The sequence below is a fragment of the Microbacterium sp. MPKO10 genome, from assembly GCF_026107415.2.
Taxonomy (GTDB): Bacteria; Actinomycetota; Actinomycetes; order Actinomycetales; family Microbacteriaceae; genus Paramicrobacterium.
Genome location: NZ_JAPCHX010000004.1, coordinates 280,193 through 297,867 on the forward strand (window position 1 = coordinate 280,193; position 17,675 = coordinate 297,867).

A 17,675-nucleotide genomic window follows, 5' to 3' on the forward strand; every position below is an offset into this window, starting at 1 on the left:
CACTGTGAATCACCGGCTCACTCGAGCGGGCGTCGCTCTCTGCGCTCTCGCCGCACTCACGCTCTCCGCCTGCAGCGCTCCCACGGAAGCCACGCCCGCGCCAACATCAGCGACGGGCTCATGGCCGCGCACCGTCACGGTGGACGACCAGACGGTCACGATCGATGAGGCGCCGCAGCGCATCGTCGCTCTGTCAACGGAGACCGGGGATATCGCTCTCGAGCTCGTCGGCCACGAACGTGTCGCCGCGGTATCGCACGGCAGCGTCACCGAGGGCGCCGGAAACCAGATCGCCGAAGCGGAACTCGTCGACACCGCGCTCCCGGCGGGGACGAATCCGGATCCCGAGCAGATTCTCGCACTCGACCCGGATCTGGTGCTCATGACAAGTCGACACGAGGGCGAGCAGGATGCCGCCGATGTGCTGTCGAAGGCGGGAGTCCCGTCACTCATCTTCGATTCGTCAAACTTTGAGAGCATCGACACGGTCATGACCGCTGTCGAGACGATCGGACAGGCCATCGGCGCCGAGTCGACCGCCGCAGACATCGTCACGTCGATGACGGAACAGCAGGCGCGGGTTCTCGCTGCGATCAGCGACGACCCGATCGACACGACGGTGCTGCTGCTGATGTCGCGAGGCGGGCGACAGTTTGTCCAGTCCGCGTCGTCAGCCATGTCGACGCTGGTCGAGCAAGCCGGTGGAACCGTCGTCGGGGCATCCGAGGGCGCCGTGCCCGCGGGGCCCGAGGCGATCATCGCGGCGAACCCCGACGTCATCATCGTCGAAGACTTTCAGGGCGAGGGCATCACGCCGTTTACGGACCTGCTCGACGCGGGCGCCCTCGCGGACGTCCCCGCGATCGCCAGCGAGCAGACGGCCACGGTGAGCGCTTCGATCGCCTCGGGAACGTCAGGCACTCGCACCGTCGAAGGGCTCACGGCCATCGCGTCGATCTTGCATCCCGATGCAGATCTCTAGACTCCGGCGTCTCGCGCGCGACACCCCGCCGCGCGGATGGGGCATCGTCGCGGCCAGCGCAGTGCGCGCCGTGCTCTCGGCGAGCGCATTCCTCGCGATCGGAGCTGTGGTCGACACGATCCTCTCCGGCGGCGACGCTCAACCGTTTCTCCTTGTCGCTGGAGCCTGCGCAATTGGAGCCGCGGTGTGCGCTGGCGTCGAATCGCTGCTGCCGTCACATCAGCAGCCGGTTGAAGAACAATTCTGGCGCGGCAGGCTCGCCACTCGAATGTTGACGACGCCGATAGACGGACGTGAAGAGCCGGGTGACACGGTGAGCGGGCTCACGGATGCTGTCGAGCGCATTGCCGCTTACCGGTCGACGTTTGTCGGCCGCTTTCTCGGGGCGCTGATCGTACCGGTCGCCGTCCTGGCGGTGATTGCGGTCTCGCACGGCGTGTTCGTTTCGGCGGTGCTTGCCGTGTGCATTGCGCTGGCCCCGCCGCTGCTTGGTGCCGCCATGGCCAGGGTCCGCAGGCCCACCCGCGCTCACAGCGCCGCGTCGGCGTCGCTCGCAGCAGAATTCACCGAGACCGTGCGCGCACTCGGAACGATCGCGATGCTCGGAGCCGGGCCGCAACGTCGGGAGCGGTTTGCGCGCCGTGCCGAGACGGCTCGTGTCGAGGTGATGAGGATGCTGCGGCGCAACCAGCTGGTACTGCTCGCGACCGACGGCTTCTTTGGGCTTCTCGTGACCGCCGCGAGTGGCGTCGCCGCGATGATCGGCCTCGCCGCCGGTGCGTTCACGGCGGGCCAGGCTCTCGCGCTGGTGCTGTTGGGTCGGCTCCTTCTCGAGCCCGTCGACCATGTGGGCCGCGAGTTCTATGTCGGCATGGCCGGGCAGGCACGGCAGGATGCCGCACACCGCGCCCTGTCCACGGCGTCCTCGCGCGATCTCCCGTCTCCGACGGTCAGCACGCAGGCATCAGCTCTGCCTACGTGTGTCCGGCTGGAGCAGGTGAGCATCGTCCGTGGATGCCGCGCAACTGTCAGGGAGGTGACCCTCGATCTTCCGTCGAGAACGATCACGGCGCTGATCGGCCCGAGCGGATCGGGGAAGACAAGCCTCGCCCTGGCCCTCGCGGGGCTGCTCCCCACAGCATCCGGCACCATCACGATCAACGGCACCGCGTGCGATGCATCGGCGCGCACTGCAGCAGTCGCCTTCGTTCCCCAGCGCACGACACTGTTCACCGGAACCGTCGCCGACAACCTGCGCCTGGGCGCGCCGGGGGCGTCAGACGACCGACTCGTCTGGGCGCTCGACTGCGTCGGACTCACCTGCGAACTCTCCAACGGCGGCAGTGCGCTGAATCGCCCTCTCACCACCGACGGCGCGACGATCTCGGGCGGGCAGGCTCAGCGCCTCAGCATTGCCCGTGCACTCGTCTGCGGGTCGCCGATTCTGGTGCTCGACGAGCCGACGTCGAATCTCGACCAGGAATCGGCCGAGCGAGTGCTGCGCGCCGTGTCCGAGGTGGTTCAGATCTCCACGGTTCTGCTGATCACACATCGGCATGACGAACTCGCTTGGGCTGACCGCATTGCCGTCATGACCGACGGCGTGCTTTCGACTACGACCAGAGAGGCACTTGCGTGATCACTCGTCTTCTGCGGACCGCCGCGCCGAGCAGCGGGTGGCTCGCCGCGTCCCTCGTCTTCCGCCTGGCGGGAGCGGCCTGCGGCATCGGTCTCATCGCGCTGCCCGCGTTCTGGATCATGTCGTCAGATGTGCCAGTTCGCCCCGGCATCGGAACGGTCGCGACAGTTCTCGTCGCCCTCGCGCTCATCAAGGCGCTGGCCCGATACCTCGAGCAGTACACGGGCCACCACGCGGCGTTCGACCTGCTGAAGGCGATGCGCCTGCGCCTTCTCGATGCCCTCCTCCCGCAGGCCCCCGGCGTCGTCACGCACGTCGGAGCCGGACGGCTGCTTCAGGTGGCCACGCGCGATATCGACCGCATTGAAGTGTTCTTCGCTCACACGATCGTTCCGACTCTTGCCGGGATTCTCGTTCCGACCGGCGCCGCGACAGCTATCGTGATGATCGCGGGACCGTCAGCGCTGCTCGTCGCCAGCGTGGGATTCCTCGTCGGCACCCTCGTCGTCCCGCTCATCGCCCGCCGCACATCGTCGCAGAGCGCCCGAGACACGTCGAGACTCCGCACATCGCTTACGCAGCACATCACCGAGAGCGTCGTCGGTCTGCTTGAGATTCGCTCTCTCCGGGCTGAGGCTCAGCGCCTCGACACGATGCGAACGCTCGAGGGTTCCGTTGCCCACCAGCTGCGACGCGCCGGCACGGCATTCGCCTCACGCACAATAGCCGGCACACTGTGGCCTGCGTTCACCATTCTGGGGCTTCTCGCTCTCGCAGCATCCGGCGTCAGCGACCTGCCGGGCGCCGTTGCGTCGTGTGCGATCGTGTGGGCGGTAGTGCCCCAGCTCGAGTCGATCCAACGTTTCACACGAAGCCTGCCCGCAGCCGTCGCCGCGGCCGAGCGCTACTTCGCTCTGCTGGAGCGCCGACCGGCTGTCGAGGATGTCGAATCAACCGAGGCAGTCGTGCCCGCGGCCGCTCCCGCCGTCAGGCTCGAGGCTGTGTCCGTGGTGTTTCCGGGTGGTGATGCTCCCGTACTCGACAAGCTCGACCAGGTGTTTCCCGCCGGTGCCCATACCGCGCTCATCGGGCCGAGCGGAGCCGGAAAGTCGACGATCGCACGGCTCCTCGTCCGTGAGCTCGATCCGGAGGAGGGTCGCGTGCTGCTGGGAGACGTCGATGTGCGCAGCATCCCACTCGCACGCCTGCGTGCCCTGGTGACGATCGTCGAGCAGAAAGCGACGCTGCTGTCGGGGAGCGTCTTCGAGAATCTGCGACTGGGGCGACCAGAGCTGACGCAAGGCGACGCGTGGCGCGCTCTGCGCATGGCGCACCTCGATCGAGAGATTCGAGCGCTGGATGAAGGCATCGACACGCAGATCGGAACAGACGGCGACACGCTCTCGGGTGGTCAGCGGCAGCGTCTCGCTCTCGCACGTGCACTCGCCCGGCGCCCGCGCGTACTCGTCCTCGATGAGGCCACGTCACATCAGGACCCGCAGACGCAGATCGCTATTCGCGACGCCGTCGCCGACGTGACGGAGTGCACGGTCATCGTGATCGCTCATCGCTCCGACGCGATCAGTGGCATCGACAACCACGTCGTCCTGTCTAAACCACAGTGACGGACGATCTCTCTATAACACCGTCTCCGTGTTTCCCCCACAGCGTGCTTTCCGGACTCAGTCAGAGAACACACGAGCTTGCGGCATAGCGTGGCGACGTGACGTTGAAAAAGAGTCTTCTCTGGTCTTCCCTCACTGGAATCGCGAGTGCCGCCGCAGGCCTTGCCATCGCGGAAGTCATTGCAGTTTTCGTTGCGCCGCCCAGCAGTCCCCTCGTCGCCACCGGATCGCTCGTGATCGACCTGGCCCCGTCATGGGCGAAGGACTTCGCGATCGCCGTGTTCGGCACGAATGACAAGCTCTTCCTCCTGACGCTTCTGGGCATTCTGCTGGCGATTCTCGCCGCGAGCGCTGGCATTCTCGAGTTGCGAAAAGCACCGTGGGGAATCGTCATTTTCGCTCTCATCGCCGGTGTGGCGACGCTCGCCGTGACGACGCGGGAACAGTCAACCGGCTCCTGGGCTATCCCCAGCGTCGTCGGGATGCTGGGAGCCGTACTCATGCTCTACCGAATCACACGGCAGCTGAAGCTCTGGGCCGAGAACTCAGCAACGCCCCGGGGCGCCGTCGAACAGCGCGCCATCGGACTCTCGCGACGCGACTTCTTCATCTACATCGCGAGCACTGCTGTCGGAGCCGCGGTCATCGGCATCGGAGCGCGCGCCATCAACGCCGGAGCCCAGGCCGCGTCAGCCGTCCGCAAGGCGCTCACATTGCCAGAGCCCGCGATCGCGGCCCCGCCAATCCCTGAGGGAGCCGCCCTCGACGTCAACGGCATCACCCCGCTCGTCACGCCGAACGCCGACTTCTACCGCATTGACACTGCCCTCCAGGTCCCCGTTGTCGACCCGTCGAACTGGAGCCTACGCATCACGGGCATGGTCGACAATCCTGTCACAATCACCTTCGATGAGCTCCTCGATCTGCCGTTGACCGAGCGCAATATCACGCTCATGTGCGTCTCCAACGAGATCGGCGGCAACCTTACGGGAAACGCCACCTGGCTCGGATACCCCATCCATAAGCTCCTCAAGAAGGCACGGCCTCAGGCGGGCGCCGACATGGTGCTGTCGCGCAGTATCGATGGTTTCACGGCGGGCACTCCCCTGGAGGTCCTTCAGGAGGAGGATCGTGACTGTCTGCTGGCCGTCGGGATGAACGGCGAACCGCTCCCTCAGGAACACGGCTTCCCTGTGCGCATGGTCGTTCCCGGGCTGTACGGTTACGTCTCTGCCACCAAATGGGTGGTCGAGATGGAGGTGACGACGTACGACCGTTCGAGCGCGTACTGGACCGACCGTGGCTGGTCGGCGAAAGGTCCCGTCAAAACCTGCTCCCGCATTGACGTGCCAACGGGTCTCGAGACGCTTCAACCTGGCACGGTGCCTATCGCCGGCATTGCCTGGGCCCAGCACACGGGAATCGAGAGTGTCGAGGTGCGCGTTGATGAGGGCGAATGGATGCCGGCGCGCCTCGCTGCGCCGATTTCAGCCGACACCTGGGTGCAGTGGGTCTTCGAGTGGGATGCCCCCTCGGGAACGCACGTCATCGAGGCGCGAGCCATCGACGAATCCGGAACGGTGCAGAGTGGCGAATACGCACCGGTCGTTCCCAACGGCGCCGAGGGCTGGCACGCGATCCGCGTCGAGGTCGCGTAGGGCTTCAGTCAATCGATTGAGCGCCGCCGAAGCTGGTCGCTGAGACCGTCGATGAGCACGCGCAATGAGTCCGTGAATGCTTGTCGCTGATCGTCACCCCAATCACCGATCACGTCGTCGAGGAGCCCAAATAGTGCTTCCTGATACTTCTCGGCAACCACCGTGCCTTCGTCGGTCAGATCCACCAAACGCGCTCGCGCGTCCGAGGAATCGACGACTCGCTCAACCAAGCCACGCTGCAGAAGATTGTTGACGTGTCGCGTGACGTGGGGGCCCTCGACCCCCATCTGATGGGCAATATCGCCGACACGCATCGCCTGCCCTCCCCGACTGAGCGTCACGAGGATGGTCATGGCCGGTCGCTCGAGCGTTACCCCCGATTGAGCTAAGCCCCATTCATAGAGCTGTGTCTTGCCGAGCAGCGAAGCGAGTCTCTGCAGCAAGGGCAAGACGTCTCGCTCAAACGATCGCGGCATGCGCACCTCTCACATTGCTTATTTACCTAAGTTAGGTATATAGTCTTCCGTGTTCACCAACCCACCATTTCCATCGTACGTCTCCGGAAGGGAGAACCACGCGCCATGACAAGACCTGTCGCGTCATCGCAGACCGGACGGCGCTCCGGACTGCTGGTGACCGTGCTTTCCCTCGCATCTGCCGTCGCTGCCCTGCAGCAAGCGGTTGTGATCCCCATTCTTCCGCGGCTCGTTATTGCATTCGACTCAACGCTGACATCCGTCTCATGGGCTCTGACCGTGAGTCTCCTCGTCGGCGCAATTGCCACCCCCATAGCCGGACGCCTCGGCGACATCGTCGGGCATAAACCCGTTCTCCTCGTTGTCATCGCTCTCTTGACCGCCGGATCCATCGTTGGCGCTCTGTCATCGTCGCTCCCGGTATTCATCGTCGCGAGAGTTCTCCAAGGCTTCGCTGCCGCTGTGATTCCCCTCGCAATTGGTCTTCTCCGAGATCATCTTCCTGCGCACCGCGCGCGCTCGGGAATCGGCATCGTCTCAGCGACACTCGGCGCAGGCAACGGCGTCGGAATGCTGCTTGCCGGCATCATCTCCGCCCTTATTCCCGGGTACGTGCCCTTGTTCTGGATCATCACCGGGCTCTCGGGAGTCGCTCTCGTTCTCAGTCTGGCTTGCATACCGTCGACTCGAGTCAGACGTTCTGGGCGACTCGACATTCCCGGTGCCCTTTTACTTAGCGGGACGCTCGTCACACTGTTGCTCGCCATTAGCCAGGGTCCGGATTGGGGCTGGGGTTCGGCAGCCACACTGAGCATGTTCGTCGCGTCCGCCGTGCTCGGCACCTTCTGGGTCCTGATCGAGCGTCGCGTTACCGATCCGATCGTCGACATATCTATGCTGATCGATCCTCGTACCATCAGTGCGACACTCGCTTCGCTCTTCCTGGGGTTCGGGCTCTTTGGCGCCTTTGTGCTTATTCCTGCCCTCGTGCAGACGCCGGTCAGCGCCGGATATGGGTTCGGCGCGACGGTTCTGGGCGCCGCAATATTCCTGATGCCCACAACGATTCTTATGCTCGCAATCTCCCTCGTGTCGGGCCGACTCACACAACGTTTCTCCGCCTCCGCGGCAGTCGGCATGGGCGGCTTCTTCACGGCCGGCGCCCTCGTCTTCGTCGCTGTGTTCCACGAGAACCCGGCGAGTATCTACGTCGGCACGACCATCCTTGGGATCGGGATTGGCTTGGCCTTTGCCGCTCTTGGCATCATGGCTGTCGAGCATGTGCGACCAGAGCAGACGGCGAGTGCCAGTGGCATCAACAGTCTCGCGAGGCTTGTCGGTGGATCCATTGCGTCTCCGACGATCTCGGCGGTGCTCGTTGCCACGATCCCACCCGGCTCATCAACGCCTACGAGCGATGGCTACGTTGCGGGCTTCCTCATTGCCGCGATCGGGGCCGCGGTCGCAGCAGTGATCGCGACCATTGCGGCACGCTCACGCCACCGAGCTGCACGCCAGCCCGAGAATGCCAATGCGTGAGTCTAAGCCGCGTCAGTCTGAGCCGCTCGGGCGTGAGGAGCCTTCGCTCTCGGGGTGACGCGACCAATGCCGAAGAACGCTCGATAACGCACGCAGCGAGGTCTCTCACCAAAGCACAGCTTCGGAGAAAGACCTCGCTGCAGCTTTCGTGCGGCGAAGCTCGCCGTCAGAGCCCGAGCTCGTCTAGCTGCGGCTGCCCGGTGAGGATGCAGAATTCGTTGCCTTCTCGGTCGGCGAGCACGATCCAGCCGGTTCCGTCGTTGCGGACAAAGTCAGCCAATCGGGTCGCTCCAAGCGAGATGACCCGCTCCACCTCGTCTTCGCGACTGACATCCGTCGGTCGCAGATCGAAGTGCAGCCGGTTTTTCACCGATTTGTCTTCGGGAACCTCGATGAACAGAATCCGGATGCTGCCATCAGGCGAGATGATGAGGCATTCTTCGTGTCCCGGACGATTCGGGTCGTCAGGGTCCTCGCTGTAGCCGAGAACCTCACCCCACCACCGCGACTGTGCGTAGGCATCGTGGGCATCAATTGAGGTGTGCGAGAGTCGAAGTGTCATGTCTCGACACATTGCCACACGTTTCCCACGAAGGCGAGTACCAGCTCACACCCGATGCTGCGTGGGTCTGCTCGTCATTTTCCCGGGTTCTGGCGCTCCGGTTGGCGTCGTTCCCCGGCACTGGCCGCGGAATTTCCTGCCTCTCCGAGATCGGTGTGCCCGAAAGCATCCGGTATCTTCACGCCAAAGCCGAGGGCACGGTCAACGCCCACGTGGAAGGCCCAGGCACAGGCAAGAACTCCCGTGATCGTTGAGACGGCGGGCGCCAACTGCTGCGTCACGAGCGCGGTCGCTGCCAAGACAAGTGCCCACGCGTAGTTGTGAATCAGGTTGTATGTCGTTGCACCTGCGGCAGCCGACCACGCGTATCCGAGCATCGAAAGATCGAAAACGACGAATGCGGCGAGGATGACCCACCACCAGGCCGGGTAGAGAGCGACCACTGCGACGACGGCGAGTAAGGCAATGGCTCCCGCCTCGATCCGATGAACCATGCGGACCTGTTTCATGACGCCTCCACCATTCCCGGCGAAATTGTGTCGCTCTGCCAAGGATGCCCATAGTGAAAGACACGCCTTCTGCCCGAGAGTACGCCTGTGTTCATGACCGAGCCAGCACCACTCTAATGAGGGGCGCGAGGTGCGACGTCAGCAGCGCCGATGCTGACGTCAACTCGGCTACCTCGCTGGAGGGCAAGCACCCAGGCAGGACCCTCCGGAAGTGCCCTGACGCCACACAAGAAACACAATTAAGTGAACGATGTCTCGCGACATATAGGAACTATGTCGCGAGACATCACAATTGTGGACCTAGGGGGATTCGAACCCCCGACCTCTTCATTGCGAACGAAGCGCGCTACCAACTGCGCCATAGGCCCGTAGACGCATACGAGATTATCACGTCACAGGACTCGCCACGGACACGACGCCGTCGAAACCTACCCCGCGGCCATCCGGCGGCGCAGCAGATCGGCTGCTAGGATCTCGCCCTCGTCGACGATCCCCATGGACGCGTACGGGGATGCTTCTGCGGGCTGTTGCACGGCACGCTGCTCGTCTCGTGCCGCACGGCGCTCATCGATCGAGGCCGCCTGCGGCTGGCGCTCGGTGGCCTTCTGCGCCATGGCCTCCGCCATCGCAGCTTCTCGCAAGCGAACTCGGGATGCTTCGGCGGCAATCGTCGCCGCTGCCACCGATCCCTGCGAGAGGTGAAGAGGTTTCGGAAGCGACGTCGGCGTCCACGTCCGTTCGATGATCTCCTGCTCCTCTGTCGACAGGTCGGCATCGAAGATCTCGCGCTCGATCGGTCGCACCATCTGCGGAACGTTAACCGTGCGGGTCACTCGAGAGCCGACGGCGGCCATGCGCGACAGCAGGGCAATCGCCAGTGCCACTCCGCCCGTGGCAAGGGCAGGCAGTAGCCACGCGCCACTCGACAACGCTGCGATTCCCGTACCGACCGCCGTGCCGGCGCTCGCGACAAGAAACAGCGTCGTCGCAAGACGAGAGCGTCGCCGTGAGCGCTTGAAACGCGTCTGGGCGCGAGCGCGCGCTTGCTCGGCCGCGGCGCGTTCCTGAGCTTCAGCGGCCTCGGCTCGGGCACGCGCGGCCGCAGCGCGAGCATCCGCCTTCGCTCTGAGCGCAGCGGCCTGCGACTCGACCCGCGCGGCTTCGATGGCTGCCCGGCTCTCCGCTTTGCGCGCGGCGGCCCGCTCAGCTTCGATGCGCTTGAGGCGCTTCTGCTGCGCGGCGACTTCGCGCGCGGTGGCCTCGAAGCGGACTTCATCAGGCATCTCGGTGGTCTCGGCCAGAATGCGCAGTGTCTGCTGCAGCCGGACCGAGTTGCGCTCAGCTGTCATGTATTCGTGGCGACGCACCCACGTGGGAATCAGGTACACGAGCCAGAGCGCAGCGGCGATCGCGAAGACGATACCTCCGCTGAGAACTCCACCCCCGACCATGCTCCCCAGAGTACGTGGCCGATCCGGCCGAGCCGCGACATTCGCTCGGTGTGTCCCCTGAGTATCAGCTCAGCGCTGGGGATACGTGCGCAACGGCTGAGACGCGGCGCGCCGATCAGCATCCGGAATCACGCACGCATCCGGGGGAACACGGTGCGACACCCATCGGTTGAGAATCGACTCGTTCAGCTCTTCGCGCACAAGAGCGAAGCAGAAGTGATCGGCCCAGTCGCCGTTGATGTGGATGTAACGCCGCCGCAGACCTTCGTAACGAAACCCGAGCTTCTCGACGACGCGCAGGCTCGGCCCGTTCGACGGTCGAATGCAGATCTCCATGCGGTGCAGACCGAGGCGTTCGAAGCAGTAGTCGGTGCTGAGGGCGACCCCGGTCGGGGTCAGGTCGCGCCCGGCGAAACGCTCCGCCACCCAATACCCGAGCGTCGCCGACGACACGGAACCATACGTGATGGCGGAGACGTTGAGCTGCCCCGCGAAGACGCCGTCGTATTCCATGACGAGCGGCAGACCCGTGCCCTGCCGTGATTGCGCCAAGAGCGACCGGATGCTGCCACGCACATCGAAGTTTCCCGCACCGTACGGGTTCGTCGCCTCCCAGGTGCGCAACCAGGTGCGGTTTCCGAGCAACTCACGCTCGAGAACCTTCGAATCACGCACCTTGATCGGCCGCAACGTGATCCGCCCGTGCTCAAGCGTCGGAAGCGGAGCCACCATCGGTCATTCCTCCTGCCGGCACCCAGGCGCCCAGGTGCTCGTCAGTCGATATTGTCCGTGAAGTCCTTGAGCCACGGTTTCAGTGCCGGGCCGAGGTCGTCGCGGTCCATCGCGAGCTGAACGATGGCTTTGATGTAGTCGAGCCGGTCGCCGGTGTCGTAGCGGCGCCCGCGGAAGATCACCCCGTAGACTCCCCCGGCGACGTCATCATCGGCGGCCATCTCCTGCAACGCATCGGTGAGCTGGATCTCTCCACCCTTGCCCGGCTCGGTGTGCTCGAGAATGTCGAACACCTCAGGCTTCAGCACGTATCGACCGATGATCGCGAGATTCGACGGGGCGTCCTCAGTCGCGGGCTTCTCGACAAGACCGGTGACCTTGACGACATCCTCAGAGTCGGTTGCCTCCACCTCGGCAGCACCGTAGAGGTGGATCTGGTCGGGCTCGACCTCCATCAGCGCAATGATCGTGGCGTCACGCTTCTCCTGTTCCGCGATCATCGTGCTCAGCAGCGGGTCGCGCGCATCGATGAGGTCATCACCGAGCAGCACAGCGAACGGTTCATTGTTCACGTGCGCCCGGGCACGCGCCACAGCATGGCCCAGGCCCTTCGGGTCACCCTGCCGCAGGTAATAGATATCCGCGAGCTCCTGCGACTTGACGACACGCTCAAGCTTCTGCGTGTCCCCCTTCTTCTGCAGGTTCAGCTCCAACTCGGTGACCCGGTCGAAGTGATTGCTGATCGCATTCTTGTTGCGGCCGATGATCATCAGCACATCCGTGAGGTCAGCACTGACCGACTCTTCGACGACGTACTGGATCGCCGGCTTGTCAACGACCGGGAGCATCTCTTTCGGAAGAGCCTTCGTCGCCGGCAGAAAACGGGTGCCCAAACCGGCGGCAGGAATCACGGCTTTACGAACTCTGGCTGTCATACCCATAGCGTAACCGTCCGCGCCCCTCCGGTGGACTCCATGACGCCTTCGACACGCGAGGCGACACCTAGAATGGGGCCATGCCACGCACCTCTGACGCCGAGAAGCGGGCGCTGCGTGCCGAACTCCGCGAACGCCGACGGAACCTCACGCCGACGGAGCAGGACAAGGCCGGTGCCGGTATTCTGCAGAATCTGCAGTCGCTCGTGACCGCTCTGGGAGCCCGCTCAGTGTCGTGCTATCTGTCGACAGCGACGGAGCCCAACACCCGCCCGTTCATCGACTGGGCGCTGGGCGCCAGCATCCGCGTTCTCTTTCCCATCAGCCGGGAAGATGGTCTTCTCGATTGGACAGCCGGCGAGCAGGACATCGAGAAGGCCGGGCTCTGGGGTATACCCGAAGCCGTGGGCGACCTGCTCGGACCGAGCGCGATCAACGACGTCGACCTGATGATCGTGCCCGCGTGCGCTGTCGACGTACAGGGAACCCGGCTAGGATGGGGCCGCGGCTATTTCGACAAGACCCTGGGTTCCCTGGAGAATCGTCCCCCTGTGTACGCAGTGGTCTTCGACAACGAGGTACTGCCTAAGGTACCGAAGGAAGCTCACGATCAACCCGTCAACGGTGTCGTGACTCCGGGCCGCATCCTGGATTTCTGATTCGACTGAAAGACCATGCCCACGTATTCCTATCGTTGCACCGCGTGCGACAACGCTTTCGATATTCACCAGCAGTTCTCTGACGCCTCGCTGACGGAATGCCCGTCGTGCGGTGGTGCCCTGCGCAAGGTCTTCGGTAACCTCGGCGTCACGTTCAACGGCACGGGTTTTTATCGAAATGACTCCCGAGCGGCGTCCAAACCGGTATCGTCTTCCTCAGCATCGGATTCCGGGGGAAGCTCCTCCGGCTCATAGCGAGGGGGAAAACCGTGCTCAAGGGGTTCAAAGAATTCATCATGCGCGGCAATGTCATGGACCTTGCCGTCGCGGTCGTTGTCGGCGCTGCGTTCACAGCCGTCGTCACGGCGCTCGTCGACAATCTGATCAATCCGCTCGTCGGATTGCTGTTCAACGCCGAGAGCCTGAACGAGGCACTGGTCGTCACCCTCGCCGGTGCTCAGTTCAAGTTCGGCGCCGTCATCGCTGCGGTCATCAGCTTCCTGATCGTCGCGGCCGTCGTGTACTTCGTCTTCGTGCTGCCGGTCAACACCATGCGCGACCGGGCAGAGGCGCGGCGCAATGCCGGCGTCGTCGACGAGGATGCTCCCGTCACCGAGCTCGATCTTCTCACGGAGATTCGCGACCTTCTGAAAGACACAGACAAAGAGTCGGGCAAGCACGTCTGACGCTACCCACGGATGCCGCGGTCTCTCACAGAGAGCCGCGGCATCCGTCGTTTAAGCGCATGGACGTGGAGGAACGCTCGGCCGCTCGGTGCTTGGTCGACGTCTGCGTACGCTATCCCCAGTGCGGCGGTTTGTCAGCTCGGAGCCGACGGTCGTTGCCTGCAGGGTCGTCGCCCCAGGCCTCATCCGTCTCGCTCTCGGGCCGTGCACGACCGCTCTCCGGCTCCGGATCCGTTCCCGGAACCGCCGGCAGCGTCGCACGCCGACCGCCGCGAGAACGCACGATACGGCGCGGCGCCGGCTCAGGTCGTTCTGCCATGCTCACTGATCGAGAGTCGGCTGCGGAGCTGTGTCGAGGAGTGCCGCTGCACGGTCGCTCGCCGGCTCGGCTCGCTCTGTCTCGGGAGCGCCGACGATGGACATCACCGTGCTCGCGACGGCGACTGGATCGCTGAAGAGATCGAAACCGTGAACACGCAGGTAGTGCCATCCGAGCCGGCGCAGCACCTCGGGACGCAGTCGCAGCGACTCACGCAACGACTCGGCAGCCACCTCGACGTCTGATTCGACGACGATGGCGCGGTCGCGATAGCTGGCCACAAGAGCCAGCTTTCCGCGATACCCGATCTCCACGGACAGCCCGTTGCGATACAGCCGCTCGGCGAGGTCGAGCATCATCGGTTCGGCACCATCGATGACGGGCGGGCGGGGCGACCAGCGCGGCGGTTCGCGCAGAAGCTGCGCGAGCGCGGCGATGCCGTGCTGCATGCGCTCCGGGTCGATATCTTCGGGGCGAATGCACGTCACGATCACCATGGAGCGTCGTGCGCGTGTCATCCCGACGGCAAGTAAACGGTCTCCCCCTGGTTCACCGAGCGTGCCAAAGGTCGAGAGGACGCGTCCGTGCGGGGTGACACCATAGCCGAGCGAGAAGATCACACGGTCACGGCTCTCGGCCACAGACTGCTCGAGGGTGAGCACCGTGAACGGCTCGGACCTCTCGCGCAGAATGAAGTCGGCCAGGTCGGATCGCCGGGCGAACGCGGCGAGCACGGACTGCTGAACACGCGTCGCGTGACGCTGGCTCGCCGTGATCACCATGAGAGACTCACGCGGCCGGTTCGTGGCGTGCTCAAGCACGAGATTCACCACGCGGACAACTTCTGGATCGACCGACTCGACGGTTCCCGTGTCGGGGTCCGGCATTCCGTGGCCGTTCGACACGTAATCGAGAGTCAGGCTGCCGTGCCCGAGGAACGAACCGGCCCACGGCAGTGAATCGATCTCACCGCCGTAGAAGCGCTGGTTCACGAGCTCGGCCAGGTCCTCCCCGCCAGCACGGTAACTGCGCGTGAGCGTCAGCCCGGGCAGCAGATCGGAGAGTCGGGCCAGAGCAGAGTCGGCGTGACGGGTTTCGACGTCTTCGGCGAGAGCGGCGTCGGATGCCGAATCCGATACCGCCGTGTGGAAGGGAGTCGGGCTTTGCGTCACAGTGTCGCCGAAGGCCACAACCTGCTTCGCCCGCCTGATCGCGCCCACGTTCTCGGCAATCGTTGACGCGCCCGCATCCACGAGGAAGACGGCGTCAAAGCGGATGCTGTCGGGAATCTGCGGCACCTCGTAGGGCGAGGTGAGCCAGACGGGCGACAGCGCACGCGAGAGATGCGGAGCCACGCTCTCGAGCTCACGCGGGGTCACACGCGGCACCGTCTTCAGCAGTGATCGCAAGTCGCGTGCTTCCTCCGGCCAGTCGACGAGTCCGATCCGCCAGGTCTCCGCGAGCATGGCGGCGAGCAGCGGACCTGACGCCGAGGCGTGTGCTTCGTCGACAAGTCGGAAGTCGGATTCGAGCCGGTCGATGACCTTGGTATTGGCTCCCAGCAGCGACTTGTCGTTCGCGAGCGAGTATTCAAGAGCGGACTGCCACCACGCGAGCTCCAGCTCGTCGGCAACGCGGTCGGCGGGAACGTGCCGGTTCGACAGGTCGGTGAGCAGCGGGGTGAGTCCGAGTTCGCGCAGCTCTGTGATCAGCGTGGTGCGCTCCTGCAGGTTCTCCATCACTGTCGACTCAGCAGCCAAACCGGACATGACCCGCACAAGGGAACGGATCGGCAGAGCAGAGAGGCTGTTGTCGTGGTCCGTGCGCCCCAGCGGAGCATCGAGCTCGGCCAGGTCGGCGACGACCTTCTGGTGAGCTACGTGAACGTCGGCGATTCCCAACGGCACCTCGGGCGCGATGCCGGAGTCGACGTAGCGCTGCAGGAGAATCCGTTGCTGTTGGATGCGGCGCAGCGACGCGTTCATGTCGGCGATGTGCACGCCGGGGCGCACATACTCACGTGCCAGCTTGCGCAGACGACGGCGGTTTCCGCTCGACATGCTTCCGGATTCGCGGCGGCCGCCCGTCGCGGCGATCAGCTCGGAGAGCGACCTGTCGAAGACGGCGGGGACGAACTTATCGAGAGTCTCGCGGATGTCGAGCATGAGGCGCAGGTAGACGCCGAGCTCGTCGATGCTCTCGAACGGGCGCATCCGCGTCTGACCCACCAGCTCGTATGCGCGTTCGAGGAGTCGCGGCAGATCCGTGTGGTTGATGCGCTTGGCGAGTTCGTGCGCCTTTTTGGCTTCGGGCGTTGTCGAAAAGTTTGCACCGTACCAGGGCGAATCATCGGGACCGTATTGGAACTCACCGAGGGAGGCGGCCTGCGCGAGCGACTCGGCGACGGCGGTGCGGTCGGTCGATAGTTTCGCGAGAGATTCGTAGCTGAGGCGCGCCGTTGTCGATGGCGGCGTTGGCCGGTTTGACAGCGCCGTCAGGGCGCTCAGCATGTCAGAGACGGTGACACCGAGCGCCGGGTCCCGCTTGGCGAGCCCGGACCGATAGTCGAGAAGCACCTTCCGCAACCGCACGAGAGCGTCGTCGATCTCGGTGACCTTTGGGTTCTCTGCTTTCTCATTGCGCGAGATCGCCTGAATGAGATCGCGCCTGAGTGTTCGCGGGTGCGCGGCGACTCCGTGCAGCCCGACTCCGCCGAGTCGATGCCGGATGCCGTCAAGCGTCGACGTGCGCGGGCCGACGACGAGCACGCGTTTGTGATTCGAGACGAGCGCACCGATCGCGTTGACGATCGTCTGCGTGCCTCCGGTACCAGGGAGCGTGGAGACGACGACCGACTGTCCCTCCGTGATCTGTGCGATCACGTTCTCCTGCTCGGAATCCGAGTCGAGCAGCAGGGTGTCCGTGGACGGGCTGCGCTCGTCAGATCCAATCGCGTCGACGAACGCTGTTCCCGACTCGAGAAGTCGGCGGGCGCTGGCGTTGCCGGCGAGAGCGTCGAGAACCGGGTGGTCGAGCTCTGCGGCATCCCGCTCCATGGCGGCGCCGACGGCGCAGAACGATGACACGACGAGGCGCGGCTGAACGTTGAACCAGTCGAGGTGGCCGGTGAGGTTGCGCAGGCTGTCGATGACCGGCTGCGGCTTGAAGACGCCTTCAGACATGGCCAGCGCTTCAAAGGCACGGGCATCCAGGTGAATGTCGAACTGGTCCTCGAGTGCGCGCGCCAACTCAGGATTGAGCTCGATCGATCCGGTGAGCTTGAGTTCGTAGTCGTTGCCATAGCGACGAATCGCGAGTGGGCGCAGCAGAACAGGTGCGCAGAAGTTCTCGCCGCCGTGGCGCCAGTGGGCCAGTCCGACCGCGAGATGCACAGCCTCGAGGCCGCGAACCGTGCGCAGCTCGATGCCCTTCGTGGTGATGAGGTCGGCGGCGGCGCGAGCCGATCGCAGAGCGACATCGTCACGGATCAGGTTGGACAACAACGTGGAGTTACCTGTGATGAACTGCGGAAGGCTGCCGGGGTGCGCGGCGCTCAGTTCAATGCGGTATTCGCGCTCGTCGTCGAAGTGCAGAAGCGGCGAAGTTCCGCCCGTCTCAGCGAGATCCTCACGCCAACGCTGCCACTCGTCGTCTGCCACGTTTCCCATTTCGACTGAGGGATCTCCCATGGAAATCTGCTGCGGCTGCGTCACGTTCGGAGCGAGCTCAAGCGACGGGTTGTCGCCCGACACTGCTCTCTCAGTCATCTTGTCACGCCTCCACACACCGCCACACTATGCGTAAGAACCGTGAAATTCCGGTAATGTCGGCGAGTTTCGCGCAGTTTTGTGCCTGATCGCAGGTTGCCGCAGCGAATTCTGCCCTCGCGCCCTGGTTGAGCAT

At 64.4% G+C, this 17,675-nt stretch carries 16 protein-coding genes and 1 tRNA gene; 8 read left to right on the plus strand and 9 right to left on the minus strand.

From position 1 onward, the window contains the following. The first annotated feature begins 4 nt into the window (after positions 1 to 4). From OK352_RS09475 to OK352_RS09490, 4 genes are all read left to right on the plus strand, one after another. Positions 5 to 982 (plus strand): ABC transporter substrate-binding protein, encoded by a 978-nt coding sequence (locus tag OK352_RS09475; RefSeq protein WP_265141227.1) that lies wholly within the window; start codon positions 5 to 7, stop codon positions 980 to 982. After that, entirely contained in the window at positions 969 to 2,621 is a 1,653-nt protein-coding gene (locus OK352_RS09480; RefSeq protein WP_265141228.1) for an ATP-binding cassette domain-containing protein, read from the plus strand. Before OK352_RS09475 ends, OK352_RS09480 begins: the two co-directional genes overlap by 14 nt. Beyond that, positions 2,618 to 4,246, plus strand: a complete 1,629-nt coding sequence (locus OK352_RS09485) for an ABC transporter ATP-binding protein (protein WP_265141229.1) — start codon at positions 2,618 to 2,620, stop codon at positions 4,244 to 4,246. The genes OK352_RS09480 and OK352_RS09485 overlap by 4 nt, the downstream gene beginning before the upstream one ends. 98 nt (positions 4,247 to 4,344) lie before the next feature. Next, entirely contained in the window at positions 4,345 to 5,904 is a 1,560-nt protein-coding gene (locus tag OK352_RS09490) for a molybdopterin-dependent oxidoreductase (RefSeq protein WP_265141230.1), read from the plus strand. 8 nt (positions 5,905 to 5,912) lie between these two features. Here the strand turns inward: OK352_RS09490 and OK352_RS09495 are convergent, their stop codons facing one another. Then, a complete protein-coding gene (locus OK352_RS09495; protein ID WP_265141231.1) occupies positions 5,913 to 6,380 on the minus strand; it encodes a MarR family winged helix-turn-helix transcriptional regulator in 468 nt (155 codons plus the stop codon). Between the two features lie 105 nt (positions 6,381 to 6,485). Between OK352_RS09495 and OK352_RS09500 the strand changes: the two genes are divergently transcribed. Then, positions 6,486 to 7,919 carry an MFS transporter gene (locus tag OK352_RS09500; RefSeq protein WP_265141232.1) on the plus strand — a complete coding sequence of 478 codons (1,434 nt, stop codon included), beginning with the start codon at positions 6,486 to 6,488 and terminating at the stop codon, positions 7,917 to 7,919. A gap of 166 nt (positions 7,920 to 8,085) precedes the next feature. Here the strand turns inward: OK352_RS09500 and OK352_RS09505 are convergent, their stop codons facing one another. The 6 genes from OK352_RS09505 to galU form a co-directional block, all read right to left on the minus strand. After that, positions 8,086 to 8,481: a VOC family protein gene (locus OK352_RS09505; protein ID WP_265141233.1), complete on the minus strand. Its 396-nt coding sequence runs from the start codon at positions 8,479 to 8,481 to the stop codon at positions 8,086 to 8,088. A gap of 74 nt (positions 8,482 to 8,555) precedes the next feature. Further along, positions 8,556 to 8,990 carry a DUF4260 domain-containing protein gene (locus tag OK352_RS09510; protein WP_265141234.1) on the minus strand — a complete coding sequence of 145 codons (435 nt, stop codon included), beginning with the start codon at positions 8,988 to 8,990 and terminating at the stop codon, positions 8,556 to 8,558. Between the two features lie 295 nt (positions 8,991 to 9,285). Continuing rightward, positions 9,286 to 9,358, minus strand: a tRNA-Ala gene (locus OK352_RS09515). A 60-nt stretch (positions 9,359 to 9,418) separates the two neighbouring features. Further along, positions 9,419 to 10,441 (minus strand): hypothetical protein, encoded by a 1,023-nt coding sequence (locus tag OK352_RS09520; protein WP_265141235.1) that lies wholly within the window; start codon positions 10,439 to 10,441, stop codon positions 9,419 to 9,421. A gap of 69 nt (positions 10,442 to 10,510) precedes the next feature. Further along, positions 10,511 to 11,173: a GNAT family N-acetyltransferase gene (locus OK352_RS09525; RefSeq protein WP_265141236.1), complete on the minus strand. Its 663-nt coding sequence runs from the start codon at positions 11,171 to 11,173 to the stop codon at positions 10,511 to 10,513. A 41-nt stretch (positions 11,174 to 11,214) separates the two neighbouring features. Next, a complete protein-coding gene (gene galU / locus OK352_RS09530) occupies positions 11,215 to 12,108 on the minus strand; it encodes a UTP--glucose-1-phosphate uridylyltransferase GalU (RefSeq protein WP_265141237.1) in 894 nt (297 codons plus the stop codon). Positions 12,109 to 12,188: 80 nt separating this feature from the next. Between galU and OK352_RS09535 the strand changes: the two genes are divergently transcribed. From OK352_RS09535 to mscL, 3 genes are read left to right on the plus strand one after another with little or no spacing between them, the layout of a single operon-like run. Continuing rightward, positions 12,189 to 12,767 carry a 5-formyltetrahydrofolate cyclo-ligase gene (locus OK352_RS09535; RefSeq protein WP_265141238.1) on the plus strand — a complete coding sequence of 193 codons (579 nt, stop codon included), beginning with the start codon at positions 12,189 to 12,191 and terminating at the stop codon, positions 12,765 to 12,767. A 15-nt stretch (positions 12,768 to 12,782) separates the two neighbouring features. Further along, a complete protein-coding gene (locus OK352_RS09540; RefSeq protein ID WP_265141239.1) occupies positions 12,783 to 13,022 on the plus strand; it encodes an FmdB family zinc ribbon protein in 240 nt (79 codons plus the stop codon). A 14-nt stretch (positions 13,023 to 13,036) separates the two neighbouring features. Then, entirely contained in the window at positions 13,037 to 13,453 is a 417-nt protein-coding gene (gene mscL / locus OK352_RS09545; protein WP_372338090.1) for a large-conductance mechanosensitive channel protein MscL, read from the plus strand. 112 nt (positions 13,454 to 13,565) lie between these two features. Here the strand turns inward: mscL and OK352_RS09550 are convergent, their stop codons facing one another. Together OK352_RS09550 and OK352_RS09555 are read right to left on the minus strand one after the other, a co-directional pair. Continuing rightward, positions 13,566 to 13,772, minus strand: a complete 207-nt coding sequence (locus OK352_RS09550) for a hypothetical protein (protein WP_265141241.1) — start codon at positions 13,770 to 13,772, stop codon at positions 13,566 to 13,568. A 2-nt stretch (positions 13,773 to 13,774) separates the two neighbouring features. Next, positions 13,775 to 17,539 carry an AAA family ATPase gene (locus OK352_RS09555; RefSeq protein ID WP_372338091.1) on the minus strand — a complete coding sequence of 1,255 codons (3,765 nt, stop codon included), beginning with the start codon at positions 17,537 to 17,539 and terminating at the stop codon, positions 13,775 to 13,777. Between the last annotated feature and the right edge of the window lie 136 nt (positions 17,540 to 17,675).